The organism is Saccharomonospora glauca K62 (assembly GCF_000243395.2).
GTDB lineage: Bacteria > Actinomycetota > Actinomycetes > Mycobacteriales > Pseudonocardiaceae > Saccharomonospora > Saccharomonospora glauca.
Genome location: NZ_CM001484.1, coordinates 1,232,147 through 1,246,912 on the forward strand (window position 1 = coordinate 1,232,147; position 14,766 = coordinate 1,246,912).

The following is a 14,766-nucleotide window of genomic DNA, read 5'->3' on the forward strand; positions in this document are numbered from 1 at the left end:
TCCCGAATCGACGGGAGTCGCTCTCGCGACCCGCACTATGCCGCTACCCACCGGAGTGGTGGACAAACGAGATCACGGTGAATTCCCAGGACGTCGCTACGGAACGTGAGTGAAAGTGGTCACCGCGAGTCGTTCGCGAGTGGGGCCGCCGACACCGCCGGGACGGTGTGTCGGGCGAACCAGGCGATGGTCCGGCGCAGACCTTCCCGAAGGTCGATCTCCGGTTCCCAACCGAGGGCGGTGCGGGCGAGGGTGATGTCCGGACAGCGACGACGGGGGTCGTCGACGGCGCCGGGTATGAACGTGATCGGGGAGTCGGTGCCCGTGAGGGCCCGGATCTCCTCGGCGAGGTGACGTACCGACAACTCGTGAGGGTTACCGATGTTCACGGGACCGGTGAGATCGCTGCGCCACAGGGCGAGCAGTCCCGACACCGTGTCGTCGACGTAGCACAGCGAACGGGTCTGGGTCCCCGTTCCGGCCACGGTGAGCGCGGCGCCGGAGAGCGCCTGGGTGACGAAGTTCGGTACCAGTCGCCCGTCACCGCTTCGCATGCGCGGACCGTAGGTGTTGAAAATCCGGGCGACGGCGACGTCGGTGCCTCGCTCCCGGTGGTAGGCCAGGGTGAGGGCCTCGGCGTAGCGCTTGGCCTCGTCGTACACGCTGCGTGGTCCCACGGGGTTGACGTTTCCCCAGTAGCTTTCGCTCTGGGGATGCTCCGCCGGGTCGCCGTAAACCTCGCTTGTGGACGCCAGCAGGAATCGCGCTCCGTGTCGGCTGGCGAGTTCGAGCGCGTTCTCGGTGCCGATCGCGCCCACCCGAAGCGTCTCGACGGGCAGACGCCGATAGTCCTTGGGGGAAGCGGGGGAGGCCAGGTGCAGCACGGAGCCGCCGGGCAGTTCGGGCCACTCGGACAGCGGGCGGGTCACGTCGAGTTCGACGAACCGGAACCCCCGGTCGTGCCGCAACTGCGAGACGTTGTCGGCACTGCCCGTAATCAGACTATCCACACAGGTCACTCGATACCCGTAGCGCAGAAGTCGTTCGCACACATGGGAACCGAGGAACCCCGCACCCCCGATGACGACCACGTGTTCACCCTCGGAAACCATGCCGGTTCGGTTACCCTTCCGGTTCGGTGTGAAACGCTCCGCCAGCGGGTACAAGGCCCGGCATGCGCGTGCTGGTGACCGGATGGCCGAGTTTCCTCCGTGGGGAGGCGACCGCGGGGGACGTGCTGAGCATGCGACGCGTCGCCGACGCCCTCGACGGCGCCGGCATCGACGTGGACACGGTCTGGAGCCCCGTCCTACGCCCGGAGGCACTGCATCTCGACGACGCGGAGCCACAGCGCTACACCCATCTCGTGTTCGCGTGCGGGCCCGTCCACGGCGAACAGGTGGAGTGGCTTCACCGCCGGTACTCGGGGTGCCGCCGGATCGCGGTGGGGGTGTCGGTGATCGATCCGCGAAGCCCCGCGGCGGCGGGGTTCCACCGTATTCTCGCCCGCGACGGACTCGACGGAGTACAGCCGGATCTCGCCTACGCCGCACACATCGACACGGTGCCGGTGGTCGGCATCATGCTGGCGCCCGGACAGTACGAGTACGGAGGGCGCCGCAGACACGAGCAGGTGCACAAGACCCTGCTGAACTGGGTCGCCGGTCTCGACTGCGCGCGGGTGCACCTCGACACGCGGCTCGACGGCGCGGACTGGCGACACTGCGCGACGCCGGACCAGTTCCTGTCCCTGGTGGCGCGGATGGACGTCGTGGTGACCACGCGCATGCACGGGCTCGTCCTCGCGTTGCGCTCCGGCGTTCCCGCCGTGGCCGTGGACCCGGTGGCGGGTGGCGGGAAGGTGACCGCTCAGGGACACGCGCTGGGCTGGCCCGCCGTGATCGGCGCCGAGGAGCTGGACACCGACACGTTGGACCGGTGGTGGCGTTGGTGCCTGTCGGCCGGCGGTGGGGAGCGGGTGCGGACCCCGCCCGGATGCCGGGGCACGCTCATCACGGAGCTGGTGGACGAGGTACTCCGATGAGGACGACGGTGGTGATCGCCACCAGGGACCGGGTGGAGGAACTCGCCCGCACGCTGACGCGGTTGCGGGAGCTGAGACCCACCCCGCCGATCATCGTGGTGGACAACGGGTCGGTCGACGGCACCGCCGCCGTGGTTCGCGACGAGTTTCCGGGGGTGCGGCTCATCCGGCTCCCGGAGAACGTGGGCATAGCGGCACGCAACCTGGGGGTGGAGGCCGCCGACACCCCGTACGTGGCGTTCTGCGACGACGACTCGTGGTGGGCACAGGGGGCGTTGCCCCTGGCCGAGGTGTTGTTCGACGCCTATCCCAGGCTCGGTCTCGTGGCGGCCACGACCCTGGTGGGACCGGAGTGCCGTCGTGACCCGGTGTGCGAGGCGATGGCCGCCAGCCCGTTGGGTACCGCGCCGGACCTGCCCGGACCCCGAGTGCTGGGTTTCCTCGCGTGTTCCGCGGTGGTGAGGCGCGGCGCGTTCCTCGACGCGGGTGGGTTCAACCCGCTGCTGCACTTCGGGGCCGAGGAGAAACTGCTCGCCTACGACCTCGCCGCGCGGGGCTGGGAGCTGTGTTACGTCGACCGGTTGTGCGCGCACCACCATCCGTCGGCGCGTCGGCCGCCCGCGGCCTGGCGACGGCGGATCGAGCGGCGCAACAACGTGCTCATCACGTGGATGCGCCGTCCGTGGGGCGACTGCGCGCGCACGATCGGCACGCTCCTGCGCGATCCCGTGGCGGCGGCGGGAGCGCTTCGCAGGATGCCGAAGGCGTTGGCGGCTCGCCGCCCTCTTCCCGACCACGTCGAACAGCGGATCCGGGAGCTCGCATGAACCGTGTCAGCGTCGTGATGATCACCCACAATCGTCGGGACGAGGCACTGCGGACCCTGGAGGCGATGACGTCGTTGCCCGACGCCGCGCCGATCGTGGTCGCCGACAACGCCTCCACCGACGGCACCGCCGACGCGATCGCCACCGTGTTCCCCCACGCCTGCCTGTTGAGGTGCGACCGCAACCTGGGGGCGGTGGCCCGGAACCTCGCCGTGCGCCGGGTCGTCACGCCGTACGTGGCGTTCTGCGACGACGACACCCGATGGCAGCCGGGGTCCCTCACACGGGCCGCCGACGTGCTCGACACCTTTCCCGGCCTGGCGGCGGTGACGGGCCGTTGCCTCGTGGAACCGGACCTGGTGGAGGACCCGATCACCCCGGAACTGCGGCACTCGCCGGTGCGTGGTCCCGACTGGCTGCCCGGCCCCGCCCTGCTCGGGGTGATGGCGGGGCTGACGACCTTCCGGGTGGAGGCGTTCCGGCAGGTTGGTGGATTTTCGCCGCGGATGTGGCTCGGCGGGGAGGAGGAGCTGCTCGCCATCGACCTCGCCGCGCACGGGTGGTGGATGTGCTGGGACCCCGACATCGTGATCCACCACGCGCCGTCGCGGCTGCGGGACTCCCGGCGGCGGCGTCAGCTCGGCATCCGCAACACGCTGTGGACGCTGTGGTTGCGCAGGCCCGTCCGGTCGGCCGTCCGGCGCACCGTCGACGTGCTGCGGTCGGCGCCCAAGGACACCGCCACCCTCGGCGCCGTGGTCGAGGCGGTACGAGGCTTGCCGTGGGTGCTGTCCGAGCGTCGGGTGGTACCGCCGTCGGTGGAGGAGGGGCTGCGGTCGCTGGAGCACTCCCAGCGTCACTCCGCCGCCAGGCGCTACGTCGGATGACGGGTTGACGAACCGCTCCACCGGGTAGGCCGGGGAGCGAGAACGAACCGCCGCCGCAAAGGGAGAGTGTCGATGACCGGCTTCTTCGCCGACCCCGGCCCCAGCCCGTTCGACCAGTTGCTCGCCCAGTTCTTCGGCAACGCGATGCCGGGACGGCGTCCTCACGCCGTGGGGATCACGCGCCTGATGAGCGAGCAGGCGCTCGCGCTGGTGTCCGCGGCCGTGCGCCAGGTCAGCGAATGGCGGCAGAGCGAGCTCGACTCCACCCACCTGCTGTGGGCGGCGACCAGGGTCCCCGGAAGCCGGGAACTGCTGCAACGGGCGGGTGCGAACCCCGACGCGCTGGCCGAGCGCGTGGAGCGGGAGGCGGCGGAGCGCCGGTCACCGCAGAGCACACCCGTGCTCACCCCCGGCGCCAAGCGCACCCTGCTCGACGCTCACCAGATCTCGCGCGGACTGCGGTCGTCCTACATCGGTCCCGAGCACATCCTGCTGGCGTTGGTGGCGAACCCCGACTCCCGCGCGGGGCTGATGCTGTCGGAGGCCGGCGTGACCCCGGAGGCCATGCAGCGGGCGATCTCCGGGCCGGAGAGCTCGCCGCGTCCGGCGGCGCGTCCCGAACCGGCGCAGCCGGAGCAGACCAGCGAGACCCCCACGCTGGACACCTACGGTCGTGACCTCACCGCCATGGCGCACAGCGGGGAGATCGACCCCGTGGTGGGACGCGACGACGAGATCGAACAGACCATCGAGGTGCTGTCCCGGCGGACGAAGAACAACCCCGTGCTCATCGGGGAGGCCGGGGTCGGCAAGACGGCCATCGTCGAAGGGCTCGCCCAGCGGATCGTCGACGGCAACGTGCCCGAGTCGATGGCCGATCGCCGCGTGGTGCAGCTCGACATCGCGGCGATGGTCGCGGGCACCCGCTACCGGGGTGACTTCGAGGAGCGCATGACCAAGCTGCTCGACGAACTCCGCCGGAACCAGGGCAAGCTCATCGTGTTCATCGACGAACTCCACACCGTGGTGGGCGCGGGGGCCTCGGAGGGCTCGATGGGGGCGAGCAACATGCTCAAGCCCGCGCTCGCGAGGGGTGAGCTGCACATCGTCGGTGCGACGACCCTGGACGAGTACCGCGAGAACATCGAGAACGACCCGGCGTTCGAGCGCCGCTTCCAGCCCATCCTCGTGCCCGAGCCGAACGTGGAGGACACGCTGGCCATCCTCCACGGACTTCGCGACCAGTACGAGGCCCACCACCAGGTGCGGTTCACCGACGAGGCCTTGAGCGCGGCGGCCACCCTGTCCGATCGCTACATCACCGACCGCTACCTTCCGGACAAGGCCATCGACCTCGTCGACCAGGCCGGCGCGCGGGTGCGGATGCGTTCCGGACGATGGCCCCAGCGGCTGCGCGACATGGAGTCGCGACTCGAACAGCTGTGCCGCGACCGCGACCAGGCGGTGAGCGAGGAGCACTACGAGCGCGCGTCGGCGTTGCGCGACGAGATCCACGATCTGCGCAGCCGAATCGAGGAGCTGCGCAAGGAGGAGCGGCCTCCCGAGTCCCCCGACGTCACGGCCACCGACATCGCCGAGGTGGTCTCGCGGAGCACCGGCATTCCCGTGGCGCAGTTGACGCAGGAGGAACGCGAGCGGCTTCTAAACCTGGAGGAGCACCTGCACGGGCGGGTCGTGGGCCAGGACGAGGCGGTGGCCGCCGTGGCGGAGGCCGTGCGTCGGGCCAGGGCGGGCCTCGCCGAACCGGGCAGGCCGTCGGGGAGCTTCCTGTTCCTCGGGCCCACGGGGGTGGGCAAGACCGAACTCGCGCGGGCGCTGGCCGAAGCCCTGTTCGGCAGTGAGGACAGCATGATCCGGCTCGACATGTCCGAGTACGGCGAGCGGCACACCGTCAGCAGGCTCGTCGGCGCGCCTCCCGGATACGTCGGGTACGAGGACGCCGGTCAGCTCACCGAGGCCGTGCGGAGGCGCCCGTACTCGGTGGTGCTGCTCGACGAGATCGAAAAAGCCCACCCCGACGTGTTCAACATGCTGTTGCAGGTGCTGGAGGACGGCCGTCTCACCGACGGTCGGGGTCGCACGGTGAACTTCACCAACACGGTCCTCATCATGACCAGCAACATCGGGTCGGAACTCGTGCTGAGCGGTACCCAGGGCTCGCTCGGGTTCGCTCCCCAGGACGAGGGTGAGGCGGAGAACCCGCTCCGTGAGCGTCTGATGCGCAGACTGCGGGAGAACTTCCGGCCGGAGTTCCTCAACCGCATCGACGAGATCATCGTGTTCCGAAAGCTGTCGTCCGAACAGCTTCAGCAGGTCACCCGGCTGTTGCTGGAGGAGACCCGACGCAAGGCGCATGCCCAGGGCGTGGACGTCGAATTCTCGCCGGAGGCCGTGCGATGGCTGTCGGAGGTCGGTTACCAACCGGAGTACGGGGCCCGGCCGCTGCGCCGGACCATCCAGCGGGAGGTCGACAACGTGCTCTCGCGGATGCTGCTGAAGGGGGACCTCAACTCCGGTTCCCGAGTCGACGTGAGCGTGCGGGACGGCGCGTTGTCCTTCGACGTCGTCGCTCCCGTGGGGGCGTGAAGCCGGGCTCGTCACCCGGCGGACGCGCCCGCGAGGGCGGCGCGATCGCTACCCCGTCTCCTCGTCGTTGAGCGCCGCGGCGGGCACCACGCGTTCGTAGACCCGGAGGGTGTCGGTGGCGATACGGTCCCACGAGTACCGGCACCGGGCGCGATCGGAGCCCGCGATGCCGTAGGCGTCGCGCAGCGCGGCGTCGCCGAGCAGCCTGCGTACGGCCGCGGCCACCGCGTCGGGTCGCCTCGGCGGGACGTGCACGCCCGTCACCCCGTCCACCACGGTGTCGGTGAGCCCGCCGACCGCCGCGGCCACCACCGGCACGCCACACGCCATCGCCTCCAGCGGCACGATGCCGAACGGCTCGTACCACGGCGTGCACACCACCACGTCGGCGGAACGCAGCAGCGCGGGCACGTCGGCGCGGGCGATCCGCCCCGTCAACCGCACTCGGTCGGCCACTCCCAGGTCGGAGGCGAACCGCAGCAGCCGGCGGGCCTCCGGGTCCTCGGCCAACCTGTCCTCCGGGGGACCCCCGGCGATGATCAACTCCACCTCGGGCAGGGAACGCAGCGCCGCGATGGCGACGTCGAAGCCCTTGCGCGGCACCAGCCTGCCCATCGAGACGATGCGGTACCGGTGGTTGCGGGGCTCCTTGGGGCCGGAGGGGGTGAACCTCTCCAGATCCACCCCACAGGGCACTATCGACATGCGGGACCTCGGCAGCCCCATCCGCACCAGTTCGAACACCTCGTCCGAGCACGTCGCCGCCACGCGAGCCGCGTGCTTGCCGATGAGCCGCTCCAACCCGATCCGTTCGGCGGGACTCGTGTCGTTCGCCCCTTGGTGTCGGCGCTTGACCACACCGAGGGCGTGGAACGTCTGGACCACGGGCACGCCCAGCGAACGCGTCGCCATCAACGACGCCAGCCCCGACATCCAGAAGTGCGCGTGGACGACGTCGGGGCGCTCCCTCTCCCAGCGGGAGCGCAGGAACCGGGTGAACTCGCCCATATGCGGCAGCAGCTCGTCCTTCGGCACGTGTCGGGCCGGGCCGGCGGGGACGTGGACCACGCGGTAGCCACCGGGTGCGGTGACCTCGTCGGGTTGGTCCTCGTCGGCCCGGCGGGTGTAGACGGTCACCTCGTGTCCCGCCCTGGTCAGGCCCGCGGACAGCTCGGCGACGTGCACGTTCTGTCCCCCGGCGTCGACCTCACCCAGTGCCGCCAGTGGGCTGGCGTGCTCGGAAACCATCGAGATCTTCATCGTGCCTCCTGCGAGGGGTTCAGGGCGCGAGCGATTCGAGCAGGACGTCCCAGCGGCGCAGGAACGCGTCGAGACCGAAGTGCGCCAGGGCGTACTCGCGTGCCGACTTGCCCATGCGCGTGGCCAGTTCCGGGTCGGCGCAGAGGGTCGACACCGCCGAGGTGAGGTCGGCGACGTTCGTGGACACGACTCCCGCGTCGGGGGGAACCGCCGTGGCGGCCTCGGTCGACGCCAGGACGACCACGGGCATGCCGAGCTGCATGGCCTCCAGCAGGGACAGCCCCAGGGAGGTCCATCGCGCGGTGTGCACGTAGACGCGCCGGCGGGCCATCTCGGTGTGCAGGGTGTCGTGGGGGAGGTCGCCGACCGGGGTGACGCCGTCGACGGCGACGTGCTCCACCCCCATCCCGTAGAGGTCGATCGGTGCGACGCGGGCGAACACGGGAAGCAGGTCGGTGCCCACCACGCGGCCTCGTCGTACCGGCTCGTTGACGAGCACGGCGGCGCGGGGAAGTTCACCGGTGTAGCGATGACCGGGGTCGACGATGCCGTGGTCGATCACCACGGTCGGGGCGACCCCGTTGTCCCACATCAGCTCGTTGTAGTGGGTGACGTGCACGACGACGATGTCGTCTCGGTCGGCCAGGTGGTGGCGAGAGGTGGCCGCGGAGCCTCGCGGGGCGTTGTGCTCGACGTAGACGGCGGGGACGTCCACTCCCGGTGTCCGTCCCAGCCACCGGCGGGTCAGCTCGATCTCTTCGGGGCGTTGCAGCACCACGACGTCGACGTCGTGCTCGCGTAGCTCGGTGGGGCTCACCTCCACCGCCGAGGCGGGCCAGGCCCGCCCGCAGCGGCCCCGGCCCCACGGTCCGCGATCGTCCACAGTAGGCAGTAAATAGGTGTGCTTTCCTTTGACGAACGCGGTTGTCCACGAGCCGTGGACATGCCACACCAGCACTTCCATGTCACCGAAGTTGCCCGGCCGGCTGCTGGGCTAAACCGTTCGTAACGCGGCCGGTCGTGGTTCGGTGACCCTGTGTGGAGGAGGTTTTCGCCGCTCGTCACGTGGCGTGTCCGGTCGCCGCTCCGCCACGGGACGGCAGCACACTGATCACCAGGCCCAGCAGTGAGGTCACGCCGTACAGCCAGACGTTCGCCCCGTGGACGTTCGCGAGGTTTCCCAGCGGTGACACGGTCACGGCCAGGATGCTGTAGGCGAAAAGTCCGGCGAACGCGAAGAAACTCAGCCAACCGAACGCGCGTACGGTCCCTTCGGTGTGCGTCGCCGCCAACCCCAGCGCACCCACGCCCGTGTGGCCGATGTTGAGCAGCCCGCTGGCTCCGAACACCCACACGGTGCGGGAGGGGTCGTACCCCATGTCGGAGCCCACCAACGCGAACCCGGAGATGCCCAGCACCAGGTAGGCCAGGCCGATGACGAACACCGTCGCGCGCAGTGTCGCCGCCGGCCGGCGCGGTCTCGCCGAAGGTTTCATCTCCTGCCCCTCTCGACGTCGCGGACGGTCGCCGCCGCGGGAGGCGGTCGCGCCGCTACCGGGCGATACGGTGGGCGGCCTGCTTCGCGAAGTCGATGTGCACTACTCGGTCCACGTCTCGTTGCGGGTCGAAGTCGTAGCGCCACGCCGACAGAAAGTCGGTGACCGTGCCCAGTACGCGCCATCCGAGGGACTGCTGGCTCGGCACCCCACCGGCGATCGTCGTCGTGGACACCTCGGCGCGAAGCGTGCCGAACGTGACGGACAACCGGCAGGTCAGCACCGCTCCGGGCACGGAGGCGTGGACGAGGCTCGCGCATGCCTCGTCCACCGCGAGGACGATGTCGGTGACCTCGTCGGGGGCGAATCCCTCGCGTTCGGCCACTCCCTGGGCCATCATGCGGACTGTCGCCAGATGTCGAGGATCGGCGGGAACGCGCAGCTCCATCGGCCCTCGGCATCCGGGGCCGAACCAGTCCACCAGCTCACGTCTTCCCATGATGTCGCCGGGATACCCACCGAGCGGATGTCCACACTCACCCGAGTGGGAGCACGGTCGTTCCCCCGTTCGCGGCTTTTTCCGGGAGCGGCCGGGAGGTTTGTGCCAGCTCCCTCCGGGGCACACGGTGACCACCGTCGGGCGGTCACGGGTGCGTGAGTGCCACGTGTACACGACGAATGGGAGGAAACCGTGGTGTACGACGAACAGCGTGACGCCGTGGGCCAGCGCTCGGTGGCACAGCTCGTCAACGATCTTTCCTCACAGGTGAGCAGACTCGTCCGTGACGAGATCAAGCTTGCCAAGGCCGAGATGCAGGTGAAGGGCAAGCGGCTCGGCATCGGCGCGGGGATGGCCGGTGCGGGCGGGATGCTGGCCTTCTTCGGTCTGGCGGTACTCGTCGCGGCCGCCGTGTTGGCACTCGCGCTCGTCCTGCCCGCGTGGGCCGCGGCCCTGGTGGTCGGCGGAGCGTTGCTGTTGCTGGCCGGAATGCTCGCCCTCGTCGGCGGCAAGCAGGTCCGGAAGGCGACGCCCCCCATGCCGAGGGAGTCCATCGAGAGCGTGCGCAGGGACATCGACGTCGTGAGGGAGAGGATGCGGCAATGACCTCGTCGACCTCGTCGTCGAGCCCGCCCGACGACGAGTTCCCGCAGACGGTGGAACAGGCGCGCGTGGACATCGAACTCACGCGGCAAGAGCTGGGGGAGACCCTGCGGGAACTCATGACCCGGCTCAACGTGGGGGAGCGCGCCAAGGAGCGGTTCCACGACCGTTCGCAGGTCGTGCTGCGCACCCTGCGCGCCAACCCCGTCGCCGTGGCGGCGGGCGGCGCGGCCCTCTCGGCCCTCTTCGGCGGTCTGCTGACGTGGAGGCTGAAGCGATGAAGGCGTTGTACCGGCCGCTCAGCTTGCTGTGCAGCGTGGGGGGCGGGCTGTTGGCGAGCACGATGCTCAAGAAGTTCTGGCGGCGCGTGACCGGGGGCTCCAAGGCGCCCAAGGCCACCGATCGCACGTTTCCGGCATGGCAGGTCGTGGCGGCCGCCGCGGCGCAGGGAGCCGTCGTGGGAGCCGTGAAGGCGGCGGTGGACCGGGCCGGTGCGGTGGGGTACGAGAAGGTGACCGGTGCCTGGCCGGGGAATGAGTGAGTCCATGTTCCTGGTGCGACCGCCGGGGGTCTACCGCCCGCAGGACGACACCGATCTGCTGGCCGAGGCTCTCACCACGGTGACGTTGCCGCCCGGCGCGAGGGTGCTGGACGTCGGTACGGGCACGGGAGTGCTGGCCGTCGCCGCAGCGCGAGTGGGGGCGGCCGAGGTCGTCGCGCTCGACGTGTCGCGGCGGGCCCTCGCGGCGGCGTGGCTCAACGCGCGGTTGCGCCGCCTTCCCGTGCGGGTGTGCCGGGCCGATGTCTCGTCGGCCCCGCCACCGGGGCCGTTCGACCTCGTGCTCGCCAACCCGCCGTACGTGCCGTGGCCGGGTGGCGGGCGGACGTTACCCCGCTGGGACGCCGGACACGACGGCCGCGCGGTCATCGATCCGCTCTGCGCGGCGGTCCCCGACCTGTTGTCCGCGTGGGGTTGTCTGCTGCTGGTGCAGTCGTCACTGGCCGGTGTCGACGAGACGCTGGCGGCCCTGGCCGAGGGCGGCCTGAAGACGTCGATCGTCGCCCGTCGCCCGGTGCCGTTCGGCCCCGTGCTGCGGAGCCGAGCGCGGTATCTGGAACGGCGTGGGCTGATCGCCGATGGACAACGCGAGGAGGAGTTGGTGGTCATCCGTGCCGACCGAACCGAACGGGCCGACTGAGCGCGTCCCGAGGACCCCGAGAAGTTCCCGTCTCCGCCGGGTCACCGTGGTGCCCGGTGGTCCCGTCCTGGTGGAGGGCCCCGTCGAAGTGCGGCTCGCCGACGGCACCACCGTGGTGTCGGACCGGTTCCAGGTCGCCGTGTGCGCGTGCCGCCGCAGCGGGAGCTATCCGTTCTGCGACGCCAGCCATCGCCGTAAGCGGCGCTGATCGGCGGCCCCCGACGCCCGTCCCGCGTACGGCGGTTCAGTCGTCGGGCAGCGGAAACCGCAACGCGCTGCGTCCTTCGCGCCAGTGCGACAGCGTGTGGTCGGCGAGGTGGGATTCGAGCAGTTCGGTCGCCTGCACGCCGAAGACGACGTCGGCGGCCAGGTCGGGCTCGCGTGCCAGGAGGTCGCCGATCACCTCGTGCCGCATCACCTGCTCGTGCACCGCGTCGGCCTCGACGTGTTCGCTGAAGAAGAACCGGCAGGCCTCGTCGGCGCCCAGCCGATCGAGGGCCTGCACCATGCGGCGGGCACTCGGCGCCGTGCTGATCTCGGCCGCGGCGAAGTGCCCCACGAGCGCGCCGCGCAGCGAGCGGTGGAGGCCGAACATCGACATCAGGTTCACCGTGGCGAACGCCTGGGCCGGAACGTGTTCGACGTAGCCGAGGTAGTCGGAACGCAGCCCCGCAGCCTCCATCAGGTCGGCGTAGAGCCGGGAGTGCATACGTTCGTACCGGCCGCCACCGAACTCGTCGAACTCCACGGCGACCAGCGCCGCCTTGGCCTGACCGCGTAGCCGGGGGATGACCCACGCGTGCGGGTCGGCCTCCTTGAGGTGGTAGATCGAGCGCATCGCGAGGTACTCGCGCATCTGCGTCCAGGAGCCCTCGTCCCGCAGCCAGTGGCTCAGCCCCGTGCCGTGGACGGGTTCCACGAGGAGCTCGTCGAGCGTGGCCGGGACGTCGCGGTCGCGCCCTCTGCCGGGGACGTCGGCGCGCAGGGCGGCGAGGAACCGGCGTTCGAGCGCCGTGCGCAGGCGCAGCAGGTCGGGGTCCCACTCCCACTCGGGGGAGACGTCGGCGAAGCCGCGGTAGTGCAGCTCGTAGCACGTCTGCAGGGCCAGGTGCAGGTCGTCCCCGTACGGGTCGGCGGCGCCGACGTTCGTGGGCAGGTGATGTCGACCGCCGGGTTCCTCCCGCAGGGTCGCCACCACGGCCGCCGACAACGGCCCTCGGGGCAGCGGCAACGACGCCGTCGGCGCCGGTTCGGGTGCGGAGGTCCCCGTTCGCGCGCTCACACTGGTACTCACACGGGCGGGTTACCCGAGCGGGCCTCGGGATACACCGTGTCGAGGCCGTGGCGAACCGCGGGGCGGGAGCGTGGTGTCACCGTGTCATCGCCGTGGCCAGCTTTCCGGCCTCACCAGCAGGCGATCCACCACCACGGCGTGCACTCCTCTTCCTCTTCTTCCTCCTCGTCCTCCTCGGGAGGCGTGGTGGTCGGCGGAGCGCTCGGCGTCGTCGGGTGCGGCGGCTCGGGAGTGTCCGAGGGGGCGGGCGGGGTGGGGGTGTCGGAGTCCTCGTGATCCTCGTCGGGAGGAGGAGGTACGTCGGTGTCGCCGCCGTCGTCGTCCGAGGGGGCCTCGGGCGAGTCGTCGACGCCGCCGGGCTCGGGGGCGTCCCACGGAGCGTCCGGTGCCGTGTCCCCGTCCTCGGACAGTCCGGTGACCTCGGTGACGACCACCTGGCCGTCTCCCGACGTGGTGGGGACGGTCCTGACCGTGGTGGGGTAGAGCTCGGTGCGGTCGGGGTCGATGACCACGATGCGTTCACCCTGGTCGTCCGCGTGCTGAGTGACGTCGTCGGGTGCGAGGTTCACCGCGACGGCCGCGACGACGCAACCCACGACCACGGCCCCCATCACCGCGAGTACGCGCATCCGCGACCGCGGTCCCGGCGGAGTCCGATCGTTCCAGTCGTCGTCGGAGAGCCGGGCCACCGACACATCGTTGTCCACGTCTGAGCCCTTCAAGACCGGGAACAGCCGAGTTGAGCTGTCTCACAGTAGATCATCACGGGCTGTCGTCACAGACAGGGATTGTGACGGAATGTGTGTGCGGTGTGGCACAATGGCGTGTTTCCCGAAGTGTTGATCACAGAACGCGACAACGCTGATCACGGACCGCGTTGGTGGGGTCGTGTGTCCGTCCACAGTATCCCCGGCTCCGCCGGAGGCCGCGTCTCGGCGGAGTCGGACCGAGGTCGGCGCCGTGACGGTCGCTCGGGAACAGGGGAGCGTCGCCGCCCAGTGTCGGAGCAGCATCGTCCGAGATGGACTCCGGTGTGAGTCGTCCCCGGAGCGCAGAGTCGATCCTTTCGTCCTTCTCACAGTCATTCCTGGGGAATCAGTCCGTCCATACTGGAAAACTCCGGGATGGGTGGTGAGCCCGGTGAGGAGCGCTCCGGGAGCCGGCCGCGAGGAGTCACCCCGCGCGGTTTCGCGATGTCGGTCCACGGGTAGCCGCGCCGTGGAGGTGAGCGTGATGGCAACGACCGTGGCACGGTTGCGCGCGGCGTTATCCGAGGCGGACTTTCCCGCCGATCGCGAGGAGTTGGTGCGGTGCGCCGAACGGCTCGACGCCGACGCCGCCACCCTGCGCGAGCTGAAGGGGATTCCGCCCGAGACCTACGCCAACCTCGCCGAGGTGGAGCGAGCGGTCTCGTTCGCGTCCCCGGAATACGACCGCGAGCGCGCCGAACGCCGCCGCGCGCACGACAAACCGGGATTGTCCGAGCGGGCCAAGGACGTCGAGGAGCATCCGATCGTCGAGGAACTCGGTGAGAACCGGGGCAGTTGAGTCGTTTGTCCGAGTTTTCCGCTGGGTAGCTGTACTGCGCGACCGTCTCGACGAGAGAGTAAGGCGATCATGGATTTTCCCGGTAGCGGCGAGGTGGAGAACTCGCCGGCACGGCTCGCCGCACGCGCGGAGGATGCGGTCAGGGCGCTGTCACTTCGGACCTCGGGCCCGGTGGACGGTGACATCCTCGCGAGTCCCGGCGAGCTGCACGAGGTGCTCGGATCGCTGAAGTTGCTCGTCGACAACCTGGCGCGGTGCCTGCCCGAGATGGCCACGTGGCTCGAACAGTGCCTGTGGTGCGGGCGGGTCGGCGGCCGCGACCCCAGGGCCTACGGCGAGGTGGCCGAGTCGATCTTCGAGGTCGCCTCGGCGTTGGCGAGGGCTCACCGGATGAGCACGGCGTTGAGCCGGGACATCCAGGCCGCCCAGGCGGCCAGCAGCGACCTCGTCGTGAGCGAGTGACGGGTCGCGTGCCCGGCGGATGCGGTCGTCCGCCGCGGTC

18 protein-coding genes are annotated in these 14,766 nt (G+C 70.4%); 11 read left to right on the plus strand and 7 right to left on the minus strand.

The genetic code is table 11. The features are described 5' to 3' along the window. Positions 1-119 precede the first annotated feature (119 nt). Entirely contained in the window at positions 120-1,112 is a 993-nt protein-coding gene (locus tag SACGLDRAFT_RS05890; RefSeq protein ID WP_005462671.1) for a UDP-glucuronic acid decarboxylase family protein, read from the minus strand. 62 nt (positions 1,113-1,174) lie between these two features. Here SACGLDRAFT_RS05890 and SACGLDRAFT_RS05895 point away from each other — a divergent pair, with 62 nt between their 5' ends. From SACGLDRAFT_RS05895 to SACGLDRAFT_RS05910, 4 genes are all read left to right on the plus strand, one after another. After that, on the plus strand, positions 1,175-2,044 hold the full coding sequence (locus tag SACGLDRAFT_RS05895) for a polysaccharide pyruvyl transferase family protein (protein ID WP_005462672.1): 870 nt from the start codon (positions 1,175-1,177) through the stop codon (positions 2,042-2,044). Next, positions 2,041-2,871 (plus strand): glycosyltransferase family 2 protein, encoded by an 831-nt coding sequence (locus tag SACGLDRAFT_RS05900; RefSeq protein WP_005462673.1) that lies wholly within the window; start codon positions 2,041-2,043, stop codon positions 2,869-2,871. Before SACGLDRAFT_RS05895 ends, SACGLDRAFT_RS05900 begins: the two co-directional genes overlap by 4 nt. Beyond that, positions 2,868-3,758 carry a glycosyltransferase family 2 protein gene (locus SACGLDRAFT_RS05905; RefSeq protein WP_005462674.1) on the plus strand — a complete coding sequence of 297 codons (891 nt, stop codon included), beginning with the start codon at positions 2,868-2,870 and terminating at the stop codon, positions 3,756-3,758. Before SACGLDRAFT_RS05900 ends, SACGLDRAFT_RS05905 begins: the two co-directional genes overlap by 4 nt. Positions 3,759-3,830: 72 nt before the next feature. Next, positions 3,831-6,365, plus strand: a complete 2,535-nt coding sequence (locus tag SACGLDRAFT_RS05910) for an ATP-dependent Clp protease ATP-binding subunit (protein ID WP_005462675.1) — start codon at positions 3,831-3,833, stop codon at positions 6,363-6,365. 48 nt (positions 6,366-6,413) lie between these two features. On the opposite strand, the gene SACGLDRAFT_RS05915 is transcribed toward SACGLDRAFT_RS05910, so the two are convergent. From SACGLDRAFT_RS05915 to SACGLDRAFT_RS05930, 4 genes are all read right to left on the minus strand, one after another. Continuing rightward, on the minus strand, positions 6,414-7,625 hold the full coding sequence (locus tag SACGLDRAFT_RS05915; RefSeq protein WP_005462676.1) for a glycosyltransferase: 1,212 nt from the start codon (positions 7,623-7,625) through the stop codon (positions 6,414-6,416). A gap of 19 nt (positions 7,626-7,644) precedes the next feature. Next, positions 7,645-8,589 (minus strand): glycosyltransferase, encoded by a 945-nt coding sequence (locus tag SACGLDRAFT_RS05920; protein WP_005462677.1) that lies wholly within the window; start codon positions 8,587-8,589, stop codon positions 7,645-7,647. Between the two features lie 97 nt (positions 8,590-8,686). After that, positions 8,687-9,121, minus strand: a complete 435-nt coding sequence (locus tag SACGLDRAFT_RS05925; RefSeq protein WP_005462678.1) for a DUF4383 domain-containing protein — start codon at positions 9,119-9,121, stop codon at positions 8,687-8,689. 55 nt (positions 9,122-9,176) lie between these two features. Then, positions 9,177-9,620: an ATP-binding protein gene (locus SACGLDRAFT_RS05930; RefSeq protein WP_005462679.1), complete on the minus strand. Its 444-nt coding sequence runs from the start codon at positions 9,618-9,620 to the stop codon at positions 9,177-9,179. 192 nt (positions 9,621-9,812) lie between these two features. Between SACGLDRAFT_RS05930 and SACGLDRAFT_RS05935 the strand changes: the two genes are divergently transcribed. The 5 genes from SACGLDRAFT_RS05935 to SACGLDRAFT_RS05955 are packed head-to-tail and all read left to right on the plus strand — an operon-like array spanning position 9,813 to position 11,630. Continuing rightward, positions 9,813-10,226 (plus strand): phage holin family protein, encoded by a 414-nt coding sequence (locus SACGLDRAFT_RS05935; RefSeq protein WP_005462683.1) that lies wholly within the window; start codon positions 9,813-9,815, stop codon positions 10,224-10,226. Continuing rightward, positions 10,223-10,504, plus strand: a complete 282-nt coding sequence (locus tag SACGLDRAFT_RS05940) for a DUF3618 domain-containing protein (protein WP_005462685.1) — start codon at positions 10,223-10,225, stop codon at positions 10,502-10,504. Before SACGLDRAFT_RS05935 ends, SACGLDRAFT_RS05940 begins: the two co-directional genes overlap by 4 nt. Continuing rightward, positions 10,501-10,764: a DUF4235 domain-containing protein gene (locus tag SACGLDRAFT_RS05945; protein ID WP_005462687.1), complete on the plus strand. Its 264-nt coding sequence runs from the start codon at positions 10,501-10,503 to the stop codon at positions 10,762-10,764. The genes SACGLDRAFT_RS05940 and SACGLDRAFT_RS05945 overlap by 4 nt, the downstream gene beginning before the upstream one ends. Before the next feature lie 4 nt (positions 10,765-10,768). Further along, positions 10,769-11,422 (plus strand): HemK2/MTQ2 family protein methyltransferase, encoded by a 654-nt coding sequence (locus SACGLDRAFT_RS05950; protein ID WP_005462688.1) that lies wholly within the window; start codon positions 10,769-10,771, stop codon positions 11,420-11,422. Beyond that, positions 11,394-11,630, plus strand: a complete 237-nt coding sequence (locus SACGLDRAFT_RS05955; protein WP_005462690.1) for a CDGSH iron-sulfur domain-containing protein — start codon at positions 11,394-11,396, stop codon at positions 11,628-11,630. The genes SACGLDRAFT_RS05950 and SACGLDRAFT_RS05955 overlap by 29 nt, the downstream gene beginning before the upstream one ends. A 36-nt stretch (positions 11,631-11,666) precedes the next feature. Here SACGLDRAFT_RS05955 and SACGLDRAFT_RS05960 read toward each other — a convergent pair whose 3' ends face one another. Then, positions 11,667-12,704 (minus strand): iron-containing redox enzyme family protein, encoded by a 1,038-nt coding sequence (locus SACGLDRAFT_RS05960; protein ID WP_005462691.1) that lies wholly within the window; start codon positions 12,702-12,704, stop codon positions 11,667-11,669. 122 nt (positions 12,705-12,826) lie between these two features. After that, positions 12,827-13,423, minus strand: coding sequence for a hypothetical protein (locus SACGLDRAFT_RS05965; RefSeq protein WP_005462692.1), 597 nt, complete (start codon positions 13,421-13,423; stop codon positions 12,827-12,829). A 526-nt stretch (positions 13,424-13,949) separates the two neighbouring features. Between SACGLDRAFT_RS05965 and SACGLDRAFT_RS05970 the strand changes: the two genes are divergently transcribed. Together SACGLDRAFT_RS05970 and SACGLDRAFT_RS05975 are read left to right on the plus strand one after the other, a co-directional pair. After that, entirely contained in the window at positions 13,950-14,264 is a 315-nt protein-coding gene (locus tag SACGLDRAFT_RS05970; protein ID WP_005462694.1) for a DUF2795 domain-containing protein, read from the plus strand. 69 nt (positions 14,265-14,333) lie between these two features. Further along, positions 14,334-14,726 carry a hypothetical protein gene (locus SACGLDRAFT_RS05975; protein WP_005462695.1) on the plus strand — a complete coding sequence of 131 codons (393 nt, stop codon included), beginning with the start codon at positions 14,334-14,336 and terminating at the stop codon, positions 14,724-14,726. Positions 14,727-14,766: the final 40 nt, after the last annotated feature.